The following is a 20,147-nucleotide window of genomic DNA, read 5'->3' as shown; positions in this document are numbered from 1 at the left end:
AACAAATGAATTTTAGTAAAGAACAAATATTAGAGCATTGCAATCAGTTTTCACAAAATACCTTGATGCAAACGCTAAAAATTGAATATATAGATGCTGGAGAAGATTTTTTAGTAGCCAAAATGCCAGTAAATCCAGCTGTTCATCAGCCAATGGGATTATTGCACGGAGGTGCATCTGTGGCACTTGCAGAAAGTGTAGGTAGTGCAGCATCATTTTTTTATATAAATCCTGAATTACAAGAAGTACGCGGAATTGAAATTTCAGCAAATCATTTAAAAAGCATTCGTGAGGGGTTTGTTTATGGAACGGCACGAATTATCCATAAAGGAAGAAGCTTGCATCTTTGGGAAATTAAAATTACTGATGAAGAAGGTAATTTGGTTTCGCTATGTAAATTGACGAATATGGTTTTGGATAGAAAGAAAAGCTAATTATAATGAATGAATTTTTTTCTAAAATAAAAAAACACAAAGAGCAGAATTTGCCTTTTGTACTTTATAAAAAACCTAAGTCGGATACAATTATTGCTTTGTTGCAACAAAATAACACGTTACATAAAGTTATTGATTATAAAGAAAAAGGGTTTGTACTAGCTTCTTTTGATAAGAAACAAATTGTTCTTATTCCTGAAAATGAATCTCAAATTTGCACTAGTGAATTAGAAACAAGATCAGTAAGTCTAGTTGATATAGTTGGTTTGAACGTTGATGTTAATGCTGAAAAACAATTTGAAACATTAGTAGCAAATGGAGTTGGAGCGATTGTAAATAACGAATTCCAAAAAGTAGTTTTATCACGAAGCGAAATTGTTCCTTTGAAAGATTTTGATTTTATTGAAACATTTCAAAATTTAGCAAATTTATACCCAACAACGTTAGCATATTGTTTCTTTCATCCCGAAGTTGGTTTTTGGATGGGAGCAACGCCAGAACAATTACTTAAAGCAAACGGAAATGTTTTTGAAACTACTGCTTTGGCAGGAACTCAAAAGGCAGCTTCGGCATCTGATGTTGTGTGGCAACAAAAAGAAAAAGACGAACAGCAATATGTTACTGATTTTATTGTAAAAAGATTAGGAGATGTAGCTTCATCTGTTGAAGTTACTGAGCCGTATAGTGCTAATGCAGGAAGTATCTGGCATATAAAAACCGATATTTCGGGAGTTTTAAATGCAGATTCTAGTTTAGATGAGGTGATTGATTTATTGCATCCGACACCTGCGGTTTGTGGTTATCCTAAAAAGAAATCTAGAGCATTTATTCTGGAAAATGAAAATTACGATAGAACTTTCTATTCTGGTTTTCTAGGTGAGTTAAATAGTAGTTTTGCTTCTAATTCGATAAGCTCTGATTTATTTGTGAATTTACGTAGCATGCAAATTCGTAATTCTGAGGCTATTTTGTATATGGGATGTGGAATTACAAAAGAAAGTATTCCTGAAAAGGAGTGGGAGGAAAGTGTGAATAAATCAATGACGATGAAAAGAGTTTTGAATATAAAATAAAAAATTAGTTTTCAGTTGCAGCGTCATCTTGAGCGGAGTCGAAGGATAATTTAGTATTCAGTCGCAAAGAAACCTGAAACAAAGAAAACTTTAAATAAAAAAAAATAGAAGAATGAAATTAGATATATTAGCTTTTGGAGCACATCCGGATGATGTAGAATTAGGTTGCGCTGGAACAATTTTAAAAGAGATTTCTTTAGGGAAAAAAGTGGGAATTGTTGATTTAACCCGAGGTGAATTAGGAACACGTGGATCTGCTGAACTTAGAGATTTAGAAGCCGCCGCCGCCGCAAAGATATTAGGAGTCTCTGTACGAGAGAATTTAGCAATGCGTGATGGTTTTTTTGTAAATGACGAAGCGCATCAATTAGAAGTGATAAAAATGATTCGTAAGTATAAACCAGAGATTGTATTGTGTAATGCAATCGATGATCGTCATATAGATCATGGGAAAGGAAGTAAATTAGTTTCTGATGCTTGTTTTTTATCAGGGTTGATGAAGATAGAGACTACTCTTAATGGAGAGCAACAAACTGCATGGCGTCCTAAGTTAGTTTATCACTATATTCAATGGAAAAATATAGAGCCAGACTTTGTTGTAGATATCACAGGATTCACTGAAAAGAAAATAGAATCGATTTTAGCATACGGTTCGCAGTTTTATGATGCGAATTCTAAAGAACCAGCTACACCAATAACGAGTAAAAACTTTCTTGAAAGTCTAAATTATCGTGCGCAAGACTTAGGGAGGTTAGTTGGGGTAGATTTTGCTGAAGGTTTTACTATTGAAAGATGTTTGGCTATCAATAGTTTAGGAGATTTGATGTAAAAAAGATGAAAATTTTTTGTTTTTTTGTTTGCAGAACTCAACTTTAGTTGTATCTTTGCCACCGCTAAGCACTAGCAAAAATGGTGGTTGTAGCTCAGTTGGTTAGAGCATCGGTTTGTGGTACCGAGGGTCGCCGGTTCGAACCCGGTCATCCACCCAGAAGCAAGAGCCTCGAATTTATTCGAGGCTTTTTTTGTGGAATAAAGTTTCATGAAAATAGCATTTTGCGAAATTTCACAATGACTCAAAAAAACAAAAGCAACTATTTTGTAATAGTTGCTTTTTTAATTTTAATGATTTTAGAAAAAAGAAAGATTATCTAATTTCTGCAAATGTATCTCCTTGTTTGATGTCTCCTGTACTAAATCCTTTTTTGAACCAATACATTCGTTGTTCTGATGTACCGTGTGTAAATGAGTCAGGAACTACTTGTCCTTGCATTTTACTCTGTATTGCATCATCGCCAACTGCATTTGCAGCACTCAAGGCTTCGTCAATATCTCCTTCTTCTAGGTATTGCTGGTTGTAATGTGCCCAAACTCCTGCATAAAAGTCGGCTTGAAGTTCTAGGGCAACAGATAGCTTATTAGCTTGTGCTTCGCTTTTTCCTTCTTGTGCTTTACGCATTTTAGCCGATGTTCCTAATAATGTTTGTATGTGATGTCCTATTTCGTGTGCTATAACGTATGCAATTGCGAAATCCCCACCCTTGGCACCAAATCTAGTTTTTAGTTCCTCAAAGAAGGCTAAATCCATGTATACCTTTTGGTCGGCAGGACAATAAAATGGACCAGATGCCGATGTTGCTCCACCACATTGAGTTTGTACAGAATTTCTAAATAAAACTAATTTAGGATATTTATATGTCATACCGTTTTCGGTAAAAATTTTATCCCAAGTTTCTTCGTTTCTTGCTAGAACTGCTTTAACAAAATGGCCTAATTCTTCATCTTCTTTGCTTAATGGTGCAGTAGCTTCAGTTTGATTGGATTGAGAGCCTTGCATTTGTTCTAATACAGGAGTTATAAATTGTGCATTTTCACCACCAAAAATATTTACTAGTAAAATTATAATACCAATTATTCCACCACCTACAATAGTTTTACCACCAGATGACATGCCTCTTCTGTCTTCAACGTTATCACTTTCTCTTGTACCTTTCCATTTCATAATTATATGGTTTTAACGTTTTTAATCAATTTTATATACACGAATTTATATATATTTTCTGGAATAATGCTTTTATTATTCTATTTCTTTAGTATTTAGATAATAGATTTTATTATGGCTTTTTCAATGCTTCCTTTTATGATTGGTTTTGATATATATCCAGTCATTCCGGCATTAATACAATTCTGTTTTTCGTCTTTTTCTGCTCCTGCTGTAACTGCAATTATAGGTGTGTTTTTGCCTAATTTTAATTTTCGAATTGCTTTAGTAGCTTCGTATCCATTCATAACAGGCATTTGTATGTCCATAAAGATAATGTCTGGATCTATTGCTTTGTATAATTCAACGGCTTCTTTTCCGTTTTTAGCATCATATATGATGGCATTCGTAAATAGGTTTTTTATAGTGGCTCTTAGTAGTAGTCGGTTAACGTTATTGTCTTCTACGATAAGAAATTTTATTTCCTTAGCGAGCTGTTCTTCAGTTAAGACATAAATAGTATTATTGTTTTCGGCAGTGCTTTCAAAAAAAACAGGATCATATACATCGCAACTTTGTATCTTTAAATCAAAATAAAAAGTACTCCCTACATTTATTTTACTTTCTAATTTTAAATAGCTATCCATTAAGCTAAGTAGTTTATTCGAAATGGTTAATCCTAATCCTGTACCTCCAAATTTTCGAGTAGTAGAACTATCCTCTTGTGAAAATGCTTGAAAAATGCGCTTTTTATTTTCTTCAAGTATTCCGATTCCAGTATCAGAAACGGAAAAGCGTATTGTATAGATATTGTTTATTTTATCTAGAATAGTTACGTTGAGTTTTATAGTTCCTTTTTCGGTGAATTTAACTGCGTTTGCAAGTAGATTGATCAGAATCTGTTTTACTCGAACTACATCAATCCAAAAACAACTAGGTATGTCTTTATGGATGTTAAGTTCTAGTTTGAGATTTTTAAGGTTGGATTCGTATAATATTAAATCGATTACTTGATTGAGTACTTCTCTAATGTTATAATGATCAATATTTAACTCCAACTTCCCAGCTTCTATTTTAGAAAAATCTAAAATGTCATTTATTATATTGAGTAATGATTGTGCAGACTGATTGACTGTAATCATGTATTTTTGTTGAATCTCCTGTAGGTTTGTTTTCATTAATAAATTGGTAAAACCAATGATACCGTTTAGGGGAGTTCTTATTTCGTGTGACATATTTGCCAGGAAATCAGATTTTGATTTATTCGCAGCTTCAGCCAGTTGTTTGGCTTTTATGGCATCTTCTGCTTCTTTTTTGCTTGTAATATCAAAATAAATACCACCTACAAAATCAATTGTATTTCCTCTTTTGATCACATCACCAAATTCTTCTATCCAGATATATTCGCCAGACTTTCTTTTTATTCTGTAAACAGAATGTATAGGGATTCCTTTTTTTAAATTACTAACCTGAGTCTTGATGATGTTTTCTTTGTCATCAGGATGTATTAGTGACATGAAAGATAATTTATTCTCTAGAAACTTTGATTTAGGATAACCAGTTAAGTTTTCTATCTCGTCATTTAGAAAAATTTTTGTGACTAATTCATCAAATTTAGACAGGTAAACAGTACCAGGGATGTTATTTGCAATTAGCTTAAATTTTTCCTCACTTTCGTGGATTCTAGTTTCGTTTCTGTTTCTTTCTAAGGTCGAAGAAATATTATTGGCTAGAGATTGTAAAATATAAATTTCATCTTCAGTCCATTTTTTTTCATTAGTGCAGTCGTCAAATCCAATAAAACCTGTGAATTTATCATTGATGTATAAAGGGAGAATTAAAATAGATTTGATTTCGTTGGCGACTAATAGTTCTTTAAAAAAAGAATCTTTAAGTTTAGAAGTGAATGTGTTTAGTGTTTTTTTGTTTTGAGCAAGAGCAAATATCTCGCTTAATTTTTCGGTATTAAAACTTTGTAATTTTGTAATTTGTTTTACAACTCCCTTTCTTGCCCATTTGTGTTTTTGGCTTATAAGTTTTGTATTGTTGTCTTTTTCGTAGTAAAACAGATGATCTGCTTTTGAAGCTTTCCCTATTATATCAAAGGTTTCTTCAAACATTTTAGAGGTGTTTTTACTTAATAAAAACTTTTCAGTACATAATGCCAGTGCAGATAATAGCTGACTCTTGAATTCCAATTTTTTTTCTGCTATTAATCTCATTTGAGATGAAACAGCGAGAGATATAATATCTGAAATTGTTCGACCAAAACTGATGTCTTCATTGTCCCAAATTCGTTTGTTTGGCGTCGATTCAAAACAAAGAATACCAGTAAGTTGTCCGTTTGTAAAGATTGGAAGATCCAACATCGATTTAATATTGTTCTTTAAGAAAGTGTCTTTTGTAAATTCAGATATTTCTAATTGATCAAATACGTTTGGAGCGTTAATTATAGTTTTGTTTATTATAGAGTCAAAATAAATAGGGTAATGTTCTTTTTTTAAGACTCTTTTCTTATCGAGTTTCTGATTGTCTGTGCTGTATAGATTTGTGCAACTAATAGTATCTTCTGTGTATTTCCAATAGCTTACACGCTCAGTTTTTGAAGCAATTGCAGCTTCTTTGATGATTAATTGAACAACACTGTCTGTGTCCTCATAATTACTAAAGTTGGTAGTCGATAATTTTTTGGATACAGTATTGTAATGTTCTGTTTTTTCTTGTCTAATTTTATTTTTTATCTCAATGATTTTCAGTTTGGTGATGTCTCTTGCAATACCTGCATAACCTGTTATTTCTCCCAAGTCATTCTTACGGATAATAACTTTAAGTGAAACCCATAATTCTTCTTGATTTTTTGTCAATAAAGGGATTTCTATAGTAGGGAAATTATTTTCTTTTTTCTTTAGATTTTCTTCTAGATTTTCATAAAACTGCATTGCATTGGTAATGTAATCTAGACGAATGAATTCTAAATAATTATGTGAGATAATCTCTGATTCAGAATAGCCTAATGTTGAAATTGCAAATTCATTGATGAAAATAAAATTACCATCATCGTCAGTTTCAAAAATTAAATCGGTGGCTGTTTGAATTAAGTTTTTATATAAATCACGGGTATTGATTTGTTCTGTAATATCTTGTCCGATTCCAATTATTAGGTTTTCAGAGAATTTTTTGTCTTTCCATTGGATGTGTCTATATTCTCCGTTTTTACACTTTAATTTTCTAATGTAGAGTTTGTTATCTGTGTAATTTAAATGGTATTCTTCGCCAATAAATTCTGGATCTTCGGTAAGGTCCCAAAATGCCATTCCCATGACTTCTTCAGGAGTATATCCGAGGATATCAGTTATGGTTTCGCTACAAAATAAAATTTCACCCTTGCGATTGCTTGCAATAGTGAGCGAATTTCCTTTATGTACTATTTCATTAGAAAAACGAAATTTATCATTTTGGTTTAATAAAACAGCGTATTTTACGTAACTGACAACAAATATAATAAGTGAAAAGTTAATTAAAATTATTGATGTTTTTAAGGGGACTAATTGTGATATTGTTACATCAATTAAAAATAAAAACAAGAAGCCTGAAAAAAACCAATATAATTTTATCGGTTTTAAAATATTGTAAGAGAAGTAAAAAGCAACAATAAAACTAATTATGGGAGTAATATCTTCTGGAATAAGTATCACATTGCGAATTATGTGAAAAAAGAACAGTAAAAATAATGTGATGAAGATATACTGTACATTTTTACGTAAGTATTCAATTTTGGTTGTAATAAAATAGAATAATAAAAAGGATAGACCAATTGAAGTATTTACAACTAGTAAACTTTTAGGTCTTATTTTAAAAATTTCATTGATTATTTCAATTACAATAATGGTGATTCCTAGAAACAAAAAATAGAGTAGATATTCTTTGTCAGAGGTTTTGTTCTCCTTTTCTTTTTCAATAAAATTACCTAATTGCTTTTTTATGTTGAAAAAATGGTAAATCAAGAAAATAACAAAGCCCAATAAAGCAAGCCCTAGAGCTGGAAATTTTGGGCTATTATAAAAAACAAATGATTTACTGCTTACTATGTCGTTATGTAACAATAGCTTATTGATCAAGCCTGTTAGGTTTGACCAAATAGCTATTATTGTTATAAAACTATAGTTAAGAACCATAGATTTTCGAGGTATTTTGTTTTAATTAAATATATTCTGGAGAAATATTTTATTAATTTTTTTATAGAAAGATCTTTGGACCAGAATTTGAGTCTTTAGTTTTTTCTAGTGTGTCTTTACCAACAATTGAAGAATAGATTGCATAGGTCATAGAATATATAAAAGGAATAGTAAAAATTACTCCAATACAACATCCTATAAATCCTACCATTGCAGCCAATGCTGAAACAATTAATAATAAAGCAAGTATAAACGGTTGTTTTGAAACTAACATAAAGCTAGTTTTAATGGCATCTACAGCGTTGAAATTACCAAAAATAATTAATGGTATTGTTAGGTAAGTAAAAAGTGAAATTAGCAATGATATTACTGTTCCTAAGAATGATAAGTTTAGAGTTTGTAGTATTACAGATATAGGCACATTTATAATTGATATAATCAATGTAGCTGTAATAATATTTGTTAAGTAGGGTAATCTGTAGTAATAAAATATGGTCGATACATTAAATTCTTCATCTTTGTCTGCGCAATCGGCCATTTTTAAAAAGCCAGCTGTAAAAGGAGCAATAACTAAAGCTAATACAAGCATACTTGCTACATAAATTACAAGCGATTCTCCAGATAAGTTAAAGTTTTGGAGGTTTTCTAAAGATTCTTTTGAGAAACTCTCGATCCCAAAAATTGAGATTACAAGTCCAGAACCAAAAACACCAAGTATAAAGTAAGAAATAAATATAATTAATCCAGCGTAAAGAGCTATTTTTTTATAATTTTCGAATGCATGATTAAATACATCTGAAAAATCTATTTGATAGCCAATTTTTTTGATTTCTTCAATTCGTTGTTGTGTAAGATTCATATTTTTTAAAGTAGTTATTCGATTATATTTAGTTTTCTAGATTGTCAGTTTGTGAAATATCAGTAGTAAATGTAGTATATTTTTTAAATTGACCAAGTTAAAAATACTTTTTTGGTATAACGATTTAGCATAAGTATCTAGTTTATTAAGAAAGTTAAATGTGCATTAATTAATGTCTAAAATTGGTTTGTTTACATCCAATCTAATAATCTTTTGATCGTAGCCAATTTGTCTTTATATGGAGCATACCGCATAGGTAAGTCGAGCCAGTTTGCTTTTTTTACAATGCTTTTATGGTGCGAGAAAATATCAAAACTTAATTTTCCATGATAAGCTCCAATACCACTATGTCCTACGCCTCCAAACGGAAGTCTTTTATTAGAAAAATGTACAATTGTATCATTAATACATCCTCCACCAAATGAATAACGGGCAATTATTTTTTTTGTGAAATTTCGATTTTCACTAAACACATATAAGGCTAAAGGTTTTTCGTATTGATCAATGCTATTTTTTATATCAGCCTCGGTTTTGTATGTGAGTATAGGTAATATTGGACCGAAAATTTCTTCTTGCATGATGGCACTTTCGATGCTTGGCTCGTCAATAAGTGTAGGGGCAATATAAAGATTTTTAGCATCAGTTTGTCCTCCAAAAACAACTTTTTTTTGCTCAATCATGCTATCTAATCGAACCCAGTTTTTGGTGTTAATTATTCTTGCAAAATCGGGTGATTCTTGTGGGTTGTTACCATAAGCTTTGGTGATTTCATCTTTTAGATATCCTATAAAATGAACTTTCATGTCCTTATGAATTAAAATGTAATCGGGGGCAATACAGGTTTGTCCAGCATTAATAAATTTACCCCAGACAATTCTTTTAGCAGCCAATTTTAAATTCGCAGTTTCATCAATAATGCATGGGTTTTTACCTCCAAGTTCTAGTGTAACTGGAGTAAGATTCTCAGCGGCAGCTTTTGCAACAATTTTTCCAACAGCTACACTTCCTGTAAAAAATATATAATCCCAGCGCTTCTCTAAAAGTTTTTGCGAAACATCGACTCCTCCTTGTACCACTTCGACATGATTGATGTGGAATGTTTTTTGGATGATTTCGGTTATTATTTCTGCTGTTTTTGGAGTCAGTTCAGAAGGCTTTAAAATAACCTTGTTTCCTGCCGCTACAGCCGAAATTAAGGGGCATAATGCCAGTTGAAAAGGATAGTTCCAAGGAGCAAGAATTAATACTTTTCCGTAAGGTTCTTTATAGATATAATCTGTAGAAGGGAAGTTAAGTATTGATGGGAGTATTCGTTGTGGTTTTGCCCAATTTTGAATGTTTTTTATGGTATCTTTTAGTTCAGAAATAACATAATTAGTTTCAGTTAAAACAGCTTCAAAAGCAGGTTTCTTGAAATCATTATGGAGGGCTTTAATAATTAAATCTTCGCTTTTTTGTATGTTGAATAATAGTTTTTTAAGCGTCTCTTTTCTGTAACCGATGTCATTTTTATAGTCCATTTTAAAATCAGCTTAGTTTTACACTATGCAAGTTAATTTTAAAATTTTAAATAAAATAGTTTTTATTCAAAAATCATAAAGCATTCCATATTACTTCATCTGGAGTAGGAGCAATAATGGTAAGTGGTTCTTTTGTTACTGGATGTATGAAGGTTAATTTTCTGGCATGAAGATGAATTCCTCCATCAGGATTACTTCGGTCAAAACCGTATTTTAAATCTCCTTTGATAGGTGATCCAATTGCCGAAAGTTGTGCTCTAATTTGGTGATGTCTGCCTGTATGTAAATTGATTTCTAGCGCTACATAATTCTGAAGTTCTTTAAAAACCGTATAATCCAAACTGGCTAGTTTGCTATCTGGAACTTCTTTTAGATGCGCTTTTGAAGTATTGTTTTTTTCGTTTCGTTTTAAATAATGAACCAATTTAGCACTTGCTTCCAACGGTTTATTTTTAACAACTGCCCAATAGGTTTTTTGAGTTTCACGATTGCTAAATAATTCATTCATACGCGTTAATGCTTTGCTTGTTCTTGCAAAAACAACTATCCCAGTTGTAGGACGATCCAAACGATGTATCACGCCTAAAAATACGTCACCAGGTTTATTATATTTGTCTTTTATGTATTCTTTTACAACATCAGATAGTGGTTTGTCACCCGTTTTATCACCTTGTACAATATCGCCTACGCGTTTATTTACAACAATGATGTGATTGTCTTCGTGGAGAACTTGGAGATTATCTTTGGTTGAAATGATTTTCATATTAGACTTTTTAGATTTTTAGACAGGCTTAGACTTCTTAGATTTTTTAGAATAAAATATTATAATAAAGTAGCTCTAAACCGTGATGTCATTTTAATAATTTCTTCCAATAAATTGGCTAATTCAATTGTGTTTTCTTCTGTAATAAATCCTAAATCTGACGAGATTAGAAGCTGTGTTTCTACTTCATAAGCAGATCCAATGGCAATTTCTAAAAATCGTGCAAAATCTTTATTAGAGTTTCTTGATGAACCTTCGGCAATATTGGATGGAATTGAAACTGATGCTCTTCTGAGTTGATTTGTGATTCCGAATTTTTCTTCACTAGGAAATGTAGCGGTGATATTATAAATTTTAGAACAAAGTAATCTGCTCTTTTTCCATATTCCTAGTTGTTTAAATTGATGCATTTTCAGATTTTTAGATTGGGTTATACTTACTTAGATTATTGAGGTCTGTAAAATTAGCATATAAAATAAGATTTACACTACAAAAAAAACATAATAACTCAATAATCTAAGTAAGTCTAATAATCTAAGAAGTCTAAATTTAGTATTGCTCACTAGTATTAGGGAAATCTCCTGATTTCACATCATCTACATATTGGCTAATTGCTGTAGTCATTCCTTCGTACAAATTCATGTAGCGTCTTAAGAAACGTGGACTAAACTCATTGTTCATTCCTAGCATATCGTGAATTACAAGAACTTGACCATCTACTTGACCACCAGCTCCAATTCCGATAACTGGGATTGAGATACTTTCGGCAACCTTTTGAGCTAAATGTGCAGGGATTTTTTCAAGAACCAAAGCAAAACAACCAATTTTTTCTAGCATTTTTGCATCAGCAATTAGTTTTTCGGCTTCATCCTCTTCTTTTGCACGAACAGTGTATGTTCCGAATTTATATATTGATTGTGGTGTTAAACCTAAGTGTCCCATAACAGGAATTCCAGCGTTTAATATCTTTTTTATAGATTCTTTAATTTCTTTTCCTCCTTCTAGTTTTACAGCATGACCACCGCTTTCTTTCATGATTCTGATAGCAGAACGTAAAGCTTCTTTTGGATCCGATTGGTAGCTTCCAAAAGGTAAATCAACAACTACCAAAGCTCTTTCGATAGCTCTTACTACAGATGATGCATGATATATCATTTGATCCAAAGTAATTGGTAATGTAGTTTCATGACCTGCCATTACATTTGAAGCCGAGTCTCCAACAAGAATTACATCAATTCCAGCAGTATCAACAATTTTGGCCATGGTGTAATCGTAAGCCGTAAGCATTGAAATTTTTTGCCCATTGGCTTTCATTTCAATTAATGATTTAGTCGTAATTCTTTTATAATCTTTTTTTGCTACAGACATTGTGATCTATGATTTAGTTCCGATACAATCGGATTGATTTATATTTTGAATCTGTAAAAGTAATAAATAGAATTTTTTTAAATCTAATTTTGATTGGGAATATAAAAATGGGAGGTAAAAGTTTTGAAGAATTATTATTAATGGAAAGTATTTAGAAGTATTTTATTAACAAATAACTAAAATAACTAATTTTGAAAAATAAATTCACAAATTTCTATTTTGAAAAAGACACTTATTATTGACGATGAAGAAAAATTACGTAATCTTCTCGCTAGAATCATACGCTCAGAAGGTTTCGAAGTCTTTGAAGCACCAGATTTAAAATCGGGTTATAAGAAATTGGAACAAAATGATATTGATGTTGTGCTTTGTGATGTTAAGCTTCCTGATGGAAATGGTGTTGATTTTCTTCAAAAGATAAAATCGGCTTTTCCACTTACAGAAGTTATTTTGTTAACTGCTTTTGGTAATATTCCTGATGGTGTTCAAGCCATGAAAAATGGCGCTTTCGATTATATTGTAAAAGGGGATGATAATGATAAAATTATTCCGCTTTTATATAAGGCTTTAGAGAAAGTACAATTACAGAAGAAAGTCAAACAACTCGAAAAACGTATTTCTGATAAATATTCATTTGATAATATTATTGGAAAATCAAAAGGATTGGAGCAAGTAATTGATTTGGCACGAAGAGTTTCTAAAACGGATTCGACTGTGCTTTTAACTGGTGAAACAGGAACAGGGAAAGAAGTTTTTGCACAGTCTATTCATGAAAATAGTAATAGAGTTGGAAAATCATTCGTGGCATTAAATTGCAGTACTTTTAGTAAAGAAATCCTTGAGAGTGAATTGTTCGGACATAAGCAAGGCGCCTTTACAGGTGCGATTAAAGATAAAAAAGGTTTTATAGAAGAAGCAAACGGAGGGACTTTATTTCTTGACGAAATAGGAGAAATGCCATTAGAATTGCAAGCGAAGTTATTACGTGTGCTAGAAACCAATGAATACATTCAGCTAGGGGACACTACTCCTCGAAAATCTAACTTTAGGTTGATTGCTGCAACTAATAGGGATTTAAAAACAGAAAGTGAAGAACATCGTTTTCGATCAGATTTATATTTTAGGTTGAATATATTTGAAATTAAAATTCCGTCTTTGCGCGAAAGAGTAAAAGATATCGAACCATTGGCACATTATTATGTAAAACAATTTTCGGATAAAACCAATAAAAAAGCGTTGTCTATAGATGAAGGTTTCATGCAAAAAATGGAATCATATCAATGGCCAGGAAATGTTCGTGAATTAAAAAACGTTATAGAACGTTCTGTTATTTTGGTAAATGGTGATGTTTTAACTTTGGATGTTTTGCCTTATGAAATGCAACATCAAGTGGATAAAAGTAGCAAAATAGTTTCTGCATTTTCAATGCAGAGCATCGAAAAACTTCATATTCAGAAAGTACTTAATTATACTAAAGGAAATAAAGCAGAAGCAGCACGATTACTAGAAATAGGAGTTGCAACTCTTTATCGGAAATTAGACGAATATAACATTCATTAGCAGAACATACTATTCTGAGAAAAGCCTATCATTTTGATAGGCTTTTTTTATGGCTTTTTTTAATGTAAATTTGGTATAGCATTGATTTTGAATACTTTGAAGGTTTTTGTTTTTTTTGGAATGTATTTTGGCATAAGGGAAGAGAACATAAAAAATCATTCTTATGAAAAATCAAGTCAGCTCGATCTATAAACAAGCAGAACGCTTTGCAGAAGTTACTAAGACAGCTATCATTACTGGAAATATTATTAGAGCAAAAAAATGTCTAGCACTTGCTGAGCGACTTTATATTACGGGAAGCTACGAAACTAAAAGTGCCATTTCGAATGTGTACGTTTTCTCGGTTTCTTCTTTTATGGAATTGCGTCACTGTACGATTTCTGATTTATTTCCAAAATCGTTGAAGGCAGAATACATAAAACAAATTAATTCTTTGGGAGTATAGTTTGTGAAATGTAAAATGACTCGTGTTTCGCATTTAAAAAAATATCACTTATTACTTCTAACATTTTCACATTTAACCATTTTAATAAAAAAAACCTATGTTAATCACTATTCTTTTACTCGCACTGGCTGTTTTACTCTTTGCGATTTTTTTTAAATCTGTAGAATTCTTTGAAAAAATTTAAATCATGACTGCATTATTTATTATTGCCCTTGCTGTTTTTGGCTATTTGATTTATGTATTAATCAAACCCGAAAAATTTTAAATTACGTAAAATGCTTTCTGTAAAAAAGTAAAAAGTAAAAAGAGAAAAGTAAGAAGGTTAGATGATGTACATCAGTTTGTTTTTACTTCTCATATTTTACAATTAACATTTTGCAATCAACATTTTACAATAAACAAAACACATCTTATGAATACAGAATTATTTGGCATCATCGGTATTTTTATCCTAACGATAGTTTTAGCCATTCCTTTAGGGAAATATATTGCTAAAGTCTATTTGGGCGATAAAACACTATTTGATCCGATTTTCAATCCAATTGAAAAACTTATTTTTAAAATCAGTGGAATTAATTCCACCCAGGAAATGAACTGGAAACAACACTTAAAAGCTCTTTTAAGTATAAATATGGTTTGGTTTTTTCTTTGCTTTTTTATCTTATTGTTTCAAGGGTCATTATTTTTAAACCCCGATAACAATCCATCGATGAGTCCAGATTTAGCATTTAATACAGCTATTTCGTTTCTTGTAAATTGTAATTTACAACATTACTCGGGTGAAAGCGGTGTATCTTATTTATCACAAATGTTCTTGATGTTCTTGCAATTTGTCTCGGCTGGTGTCGGACTGGCTGCTGCCGCAATGGTTTTTACGGCCATGAAAGAGAGAACTACAGATAAGCTAGGTAACTTTTATAATTACTTTATAAAAAGTTGTACTCGTATTTTATTACCACTTTCTGCTATTGTAGCTACTGCTCTTGTATTTAGCGGTTCTCCGATGACTTTTGAGGGTAAAGATGCAATCACTACTTTACAAGGTGATAATGTGGAGGTTTCTCGCGGACCAGCTGCTACTTTTATTGCTATAAAACATATTGGTACAAATGGTGGTGGATTTTTTGGAGCTAACTCAGCTCATCCATTAGAGAATCCTAGTTATTTTTCGAATGCTGTCGAATTATGGGCTCAATTAATTGTTCCGTTTGCAATGATTTTTGCTTTAGGTTTTTATTTAAAGAAAAGAAAATTTTCATATGTAATTTTTGGAGTAATGACGATCGGATTCTTACTTCTGGTTATCCCAACGGTTACGAGCGAAATTAATGGGAATCCTGCTATCGAAAGAATGGGAATTGCTCAAGCAACAGGAGCCATGGAAGGTAAGGAGGTTCGTTTTGGACCAGCTATTTCAGGATTCTGGAGTATTGCCACAACAGTAATTTCTACAGGTTCAGTTAATAGCATGCACGATAGCTCGATGCCTATTTCGGGTGCTATGGAATTACTTGCTATGATGGTCAATGCTTTTTATGGTGGTTGTGGTGTTGGTATCCTTAACTTTTATGTTTTTATTATTCTGGCAGTATTTATTTCTGGATTAATGGTGGGTCGAACTCCTGAATTTTTAGGTAAGAAAATCGAAGCTCGGGAGGTTAAAATTGCTGCTTTTATTGCTATTCTTCATCCTTTATTGATACTATCAGGAACGGCTTTGGCCTCTTATTTTGCTGCTAATGATACTGCAATGGGATTTTGGTTTAGCGGTAATGCAACGGGTTGGTTAAATAATCCAGGGAATCATGGATTTTCGGAAATGTTATATGAATATACCTCGAGTGCTGCAAATAATGGTTCTGGCTTTGAAGGTTTAGGAGATAACAATCCTTTCTGGAATATTACTACTGGTATAGTATTGTTGTTGAGCCGTTTTATTCCTATAATCGGGCCATTGGCTATTGCTGGATTACTTGCTAATAAAAAATATATCCCTGAAAGTGCTGGAACTTTAAAAACGGATACTTCTATTTTTGGAGTTATGGTTTTTGCTGTAATTGCAATTATCGCTGCCTTATCATTCTTCCCAGCGTTGGCTTTAGGTCCATTGGCAGAATATTTTTCGATGTAAAAAGTTTTTGGTAAAATGTAAAAAGCGAATCGAGTGAAATGTATGAAGTGAAATATGAAAAAGTAAAATGTGAAAAGCTAGATGAAAAACTAGGTTTTACAACTAAAAAAAACATTACACACAGAAATATATTTACTGATTTTGCAACCTACTTTCAAGATTTTTAATTAATCCATAAATAAGTTTTCCTATGATGTCTAATTTTCTAATCAGTTGTTCACAGTTTTCATTGTCGATAAAGTTTAATTCTTTACTCAGTAAAATTAATGTGTCAAGTTCTGATAGTGAGCCTAGCGAAATATGCAAAAAATGGTTAAATTCTTTTAGCCCTTTTCTAGCAGCTCCTTCGGCAATATTTACTGGGACAGAAACAGCAGCTCTTCTGATTTGAGATGTTATTCCAAATTTTTCATCAGATGGAAATTGATTTGTAACTAAATAAATTTCTTTGACAAATTCAAAACTTTTAATCCAAGAATTCAAATTTTTATGTGGCTTCATACTTTAAATATTTTTAACGAATTTATTCAAACGTACGACATTTCACATATAACATCTAATATTTAACATAAGAAAATGACTAACAATAAATCCAATTCATTGTTTGAAAGTAAGCAGGTAAAAGATGCCTTGGTGCAATCTTTTGTGAAGCTTAATCCAAAATTGATGATTAAAAATCCGGTAATGTTTACCGTAGAAATAGGAACTGCCATTATGCTTGCCGTTTGTATTTCCATATTAATGGGAGCACAGGACCAAGGTAGTTTTGCTTATAATTTAATTGTATTTTTAATTTTACTAGCAACTCTTTTGTTTGCCAATTTCGCCGAAGCTATTGCCGAAGCAAGAGGTAAAGCGCAAGCGGATAGTTTAAGAAAAACACGAGAAGAAACGCCTGCAAAACAAATCCTGGCTAATGGTGAAATTAAAAACATTAGTTCTTCGGAATTAAAAAAAGGAGATGTTTTTGTTTGTGAGGCAGGAGATTTAATTGCAACTGATGGTGAAATCATCGAAGGTTTGGCTACAATTGACGAAAGTGCGATTACTGGAGAAAGTGCTCCTGTAATTCGAGAAGCTGGTGGAGATAAATCATCAGTAACTGGAGGTACAAAAGTATTGTCGGATAAGATTAAAGTAATTGTAACCTCTGAACCGGGAGAAAGTTTTCTTGATAAAATGATTGCTTTAGTAGAAGGAGCAAGTCGTCAGAAAACTCCAAATGAAATAGCTCTAACTATTTTACTAGCGGCATTTACTCTAATCTTTGTAATTGTTTGTGTTACCTTAAAACCATTTGCTGATTATGCCAACGCACCAATAACAATTGCTGCTTTTATTTCTCTTTTTGTATGCTTAATTCCAACGACAATTGGAGGTTTACTTTCAGCAATCGGAATTGCAGGTATGGACAGAGCATTGCGTGCCAATGTAATTACAAAATCTGGAAAAGCGGTAGAAACTGCTGGAGATATTGATGTATTGCTTTTGGATAAAACAGGAACAATTACAATAGGAAACAGAAAAGCTACTAATTTTTATCCTGCTGAGGGTGTTTCAGAAAAAGATTTTATTGAATCGGCTGTATTAAGTTCTCTTGCTGACGATACTCCAGAAGGAAAAAGTATTATCGAACTAAGTAAAACGTTAGATGTGACAGGAAAAATGGAAGCTGCTATCTCACTTCTTACTGATAACATTTCACAAACTATCAAGTTTACTGCTGAAACCAGAACGAGTGGTGTTGTTTTAAAAGATGGAACCAATATAAGAAAAGGAGCTCAGGATGCTGCGAAAAACATTGCACTTCAAGCAGGGAATACTTTTCCAGCAGATACAGCTCAAAAAGTAATTGATATTTCTTCTAAAGGAGGAACGCCATTGATAGTTATAAAGAATAGTCATGTGCAAGGTGTTATTGAATTACAGGATATTATAAAAACAGGAATGAAAGAACGTTTTGACCGTTTGAGAAAAATGGGTGTAAAAACGGTTATGGTTACTGGAGATAATCCTCTTACAGCTAAGTTTATTGCTGAAGCTGCAGGTGTTGATGATTTTATTGCTGAAGCAAAGCCTGAAGATAAAATGAACTACATTAAGAATGAACAACAAATGGGTAAACTCGTTGCAATGATGGGTGATGGTACTAATGATGCTCCCGCTCTTGCTCAAGCTGATGTAGGTGTTGCAATGAATAGTGGAACTCAAGCAGCTAAGGAAGCTGGAAACATGGTTGATCTTGATAATGACCCAACTAAGTTAATTGAGGTTATTGAAATTGGAAAACAGTTGTTAATGACTAGAGGAACGCTTACTACTTTCTCTATTGCGAATGACGTAGCGAAATATTTTGCAATTGTTCCTGCACTTTTTATCACTGCAATTCCAGCTCTTGAAGGATTGAATATCATGCATTTGCATAGTCCTGAAAGCGCCATTTTATCGGCTGTAATCTTTAATGCAATTATCATTCCGATACTAATTCCTCTAGCATTGAGAGGTGTTGATTATAAACCAATCGGAGCGAGTGCCATCCTAAAACGAAACTTATTGATATATGGTTTAGGTGGATTAATTATTCCTTTTATTGGTATTAAATTAATTGATTTGGTTGTAGCTCTTTTTATGTAATTAAATAAAGGTTCTGAGGTACTAAGTTACTAAGGCTCTAGGGAAAACTTAGAAACTTAGAGACTTAGTCCCTTAGAAACTCAAAAAAAAACTCAAATGAAAAATATATTTTCAATATTAAAATTGACTTTGCTTACGATTGTTTTGTTTGCGGTTATTTATCCTTTGGCAATTTATGGTATTGCGCAGTTTGCGCCTAACCAAGGTAAGGGAGAAACAATTTCGGTTAATGGTAAAGTAGTAGGATATCAAAAAATAGGTCAAAAATTTGACAAGCCTAATTATTTTTGGGGTCGTCCTTCGGCAGTAGATTATAACGCTGCGGGTAGTGGAGGAAGTAATAAAGGACCAAGCAATGTTGATTACTTAGCAGTGGTTCAAAAAAGAATTGATACTTTCTTAATCGTTCATCCTTATTTAAAAAAATCCGAAATTCCTGCCGATATGGTTACTGCTTCGGGTAGTGGTTTAGATCCGAATATTTCACCACAAGGTGCTTTGGTTCAGGTGAAACGTGTTGCCAAAGAAAGAAAATTAGATGAAGATAAAGTTAAAGCTTTGGTTGAATCTAAAATCAGTACTCCAAAGTTTGCAGGTACTGCAATGGTGAATGTTTTAGAATTGAATATTGCTCTTGACGAACTTTCTAAAAAAGGATCTTAGGTTTTTGCTCCTGCATTTTATGTCATTTTAACGAAGGGAATTCGAGTGGTAGAGAACAGACGAATTAAATTACCCAATATTAAACGAATGTACTTTTAACAATATGTGCCAGCATATGTGATTTTTCCTTCGTCGAAATGACAAATTTGGAATAAAAAACTAAATTTTTTAATGAGAATGCCTAACCTGTTAGGATAAAAAACTTTTAAATATGATGATTAATACTAAATCTAACAGGTTTTAAAAATCTGTTAGCAAGGTTTCTAGTGCCTTGTGTGTATGAAAATTTACGGACAAAATAGAGATAAGCTTGTAGTTACTTTATCTGAATTTGCCCTTTATGACCTAATAGGTTTTGGATGCCTGTTAGGATAACTAAAGCCCTTGTTGCCCCAAGTGTTTTAGCCCAGTTCTGATATTTATCGGAAGAAGCGATATCCTTTTCTGGCTTCTTTAGCCAGGAAAAGATATAGCGGATAGCTGGTCCCGATAGTTATCGGGATACCTCCAAAAAAACGAATAGATAAATTTTAATTATACTCGA

Annotated in this window: 17 protein-coding genes and 1 tRNA gene; 10 read left to right on the top strand and 8 right to left on the bottom strand. The window is 32.3% G+C overall.

What is annotated here, in order from left to right:
- The first annotated feature begins 5 nt into the window (after positions 1–5).
- The 4 genes from EAG11_RS11045 (at position 6) to EAG11_RS11030 (ending at position 2,493) form a co-directional block, all read left to right on the top strand.
- Positions 6–434, top strand: a complete 429-nt coding sequence (locus EAG11_RS11045) for a PaaI family thioesterase (protein WP_129539227.1) — start codon at positions 6–8, stop codon at positions 432–434.
- 5 nt (positions 435–439) lie between these two features.
- A complete protein-coding gene (locus EAG11_RS11040) occupies positions 440–1,507 on the top strand; it encodes a chorismate-binding protein (RefSeq protein ID WP_129539226.1) in 1,068 nt (355 codons plus the stop codon).
- Positions 1,508–1,619: 112 nt separating this feature from the next.
- A complete protein-coding gene (gene bshB1 / locus EAG11_RS11035) occupies positions 1,620–2,336 on the top strand; it encodes a bacillithiol biosynthesis deacetylase BshB1 (protein ID WP_129539225.1) in 717 nt (238 codons plus the stop codon).
- 83 nt (positions 2,337–2,419) lie between these two features.
- Positions 2,420–2,493, top strand: a tRNA-His gene (locus EAG11_RS11030).
- A 158-nt stretch (positions 2,494–2,651) separates the two neighbouring features.
- Here the strand turns inward: EAG11_RS11030 and EAG11_RS11025 are convergent.
- From EAG11_RS11025 to panB, 7 genes are all read right to left on the bottom strand, one after another.
- Entirely contained in the window at positions 2,652–3,506 is an 855-nt protein-coding gene (locus tag EAG11_RS11025; RefSeq protein WP_129539224.1) for a neutral zinc metallopeptidase, read from the bottom strand.
- Between the two features lie 95 nt (positions 3,507–3,601).
- On the bottom strand, positions 3,602–7,660 hold the full coding sequence (locus EAG11_RS11020; protein WP_129539223.1) for a PAS domain S-box protein: 4,059 nt from the start codon (positions 7,658–7,660) through the stop codon (positions 3,602–3,604).
- A 61-nt stretch (positions 7,661–7,721) separates the two neighbouring features.
- On the bottom strand, positions 7,722–8,519 hold the full coding sequence (locus EAG11_RS11015; protein WP_129539222.1) for a hypothetical protein: 798 nt from the start codon (positions 8,517–8,519) through the stop codon (positions 7,722–7,724).
- A gap of 191 nt (positions 8,520–8,710) precedes the next feature.
- Complete coding sequence (locus tag EAG11_RS11010; protein WP_129539221.1) at positions 8,711–10,039, bottom strand: aldehyde dehydrogenase; 1,329 nt, start codon at positions 10,037–10,039, stop codon at positions 8,711–8,713.
- A 73-nt stretch (positions 10,040–10,112) separates the two neighbouring features.
- Positions 10,113–10,802 (bottom strand): RluA family pseudouridine synthase, encoded by a 690-nt coding sequence (locus EAG11_RS11005; protein WP_129539220.1) that lies wholly within the window; start codon positions 10,800–10,802, stop codon positions 10,113–10,115.
- A 59-nt stretch (positions 10,803–10,861) separates the two neighbouring features.
- Positions 10,862–11,212, bottom strand: a complete 351-nt coding sequence (locus EAG11_RS11000; RefSeq protein ID WP_129539219.1) for a four helix bundle protein — start codon at positions 11,210–11,212, stop codon at positions 10,862–10,864.
- Between the two features lie 139 nt (positions 11,213–11,351).
- A complete protein-coding gene (gene panB / locus EAG11_RS10995; protein WP_129539218.1) occupies positions 11,352–12,170 on the bottom strand; it encodes a 3-methyl-2-oxobutanoate hydroxymethyltransferase in 819 nt (272 codons plus the stop codon).
- Between the two features lie 216 nt (positions 12,171–12,386).
- On the opposite strand from panB, the gene EAG11_RS10990 reads away from it, so the two are divergent.
- The 4 genes from EAG11_RS10990 (at position 12,387) to kdpA (ending at position 16,306) form a co-directional block, all read left to right on the top strand.
- Complete coding sequence (locus EAG11_RS10990) at positions 12,387–13,730, top strand: sigma-54 dependent transcriptional regulator (RefSeq protein ID WP_164998757.1); 1,344 nt, start codon at positions 12,387–12,389, stop codon at positions 13,728–13,730.
- A 163-nt stretch (positions 13,731–13,893) separates the two neighbouring features.
- Positions 13,894–14,175, top strand: a complete 282-nt coding sequence (locus EAG11_RS10985; RefSeq protein WP_129539216.1) for a hypothetical protein — start codon at positions 13,894–13,896, stop codon at positions 14,173–14,175.
- A 187-nt stretch (positions 14,176–14,362) separates the two neighbouring features.
- Positions 14,363–14,440, top strand: a complete 78-nt coding sequence (gene kdpF / locus EAG11_RS10980) for a K(+)-transporting ATPase subunit F (protein WP_129541086.1) — start codon at positions 14,363–14,365, stop codon at positions 14,438–14,440.
- Positions 14,441–14,587: 147 nt separating this feature from the next.
- On the top strand, positions 14,588–16,306 hold the full coding sequence (gene kdpA, locus EAG11_RS10975; protein ID WP_129539215.1) for a potassium-transporting ATPase subunit KdpA: 1,719 nt from the start codon (positions 14,588–14,590) through the stop codon (positions 16,304–16,306).
- Between the two features lie 132 nt (positions 16,307–16,438).
- Here the strand turns inward: kdpA and EAG11_RS10970 are convergent, their stop codons facing one another.
- Positions 16,439–16,807: a four helix bundle protein gene (locus EAG11_RS10970; RefSeq protein WP_129539214.1), complete on the bottom strand. Its 369-nt coding sequence runs from the start codon at positions 16,805–16,807 to the stop codon at positions 16,439–16,441.
- A 75-nt stretch (positions 16,808–16,882) separates the two neighbouring features.
- On the opposite strand from EAG11_RS10970, the gene kdpB reads away from it, so the two are divergent.
- A complete protein-coding gene (gene kdpB / locus EAG11_RS10965) occupies positions 16,883–18,940 on the top strand; it encodes a potassium-transporting ATPase subunit KdpB (RefSeq protein WP_129539213.1) in 2,058 nt (685 codons plus the stop codon).
- A gap of 96 nt (positions 18,941–19,036) precedes the next feature.
- Positions 19,037–19,603, top strand: a complete 567-nt coding sequence (locus tag EAG11_RS10960) for a K(+)-transporting ATPase subunit C (protein WP_129539212.1) — start codon at positions 19,037–19,039, stop codon at positions 19,601–19,603.
- The last annotated feature ends 544 nt before the right edge of the window (positions 19,604–20,147 follow it).

Source organism: Flavobacterium sp. 140616W15, assembly GCF_003668995.1.
Classification (GTDB): Bacteria; Bacteroidota; Bacteroidia; order Flavobacteriales; family Flavobacteriaceae; genus Flavobacterium.
The sequence above is the reverse complement of the archived record's forward strand: the minus strand, read 5'-3'. Positions and strand labels throughout refer to the sequence as shown.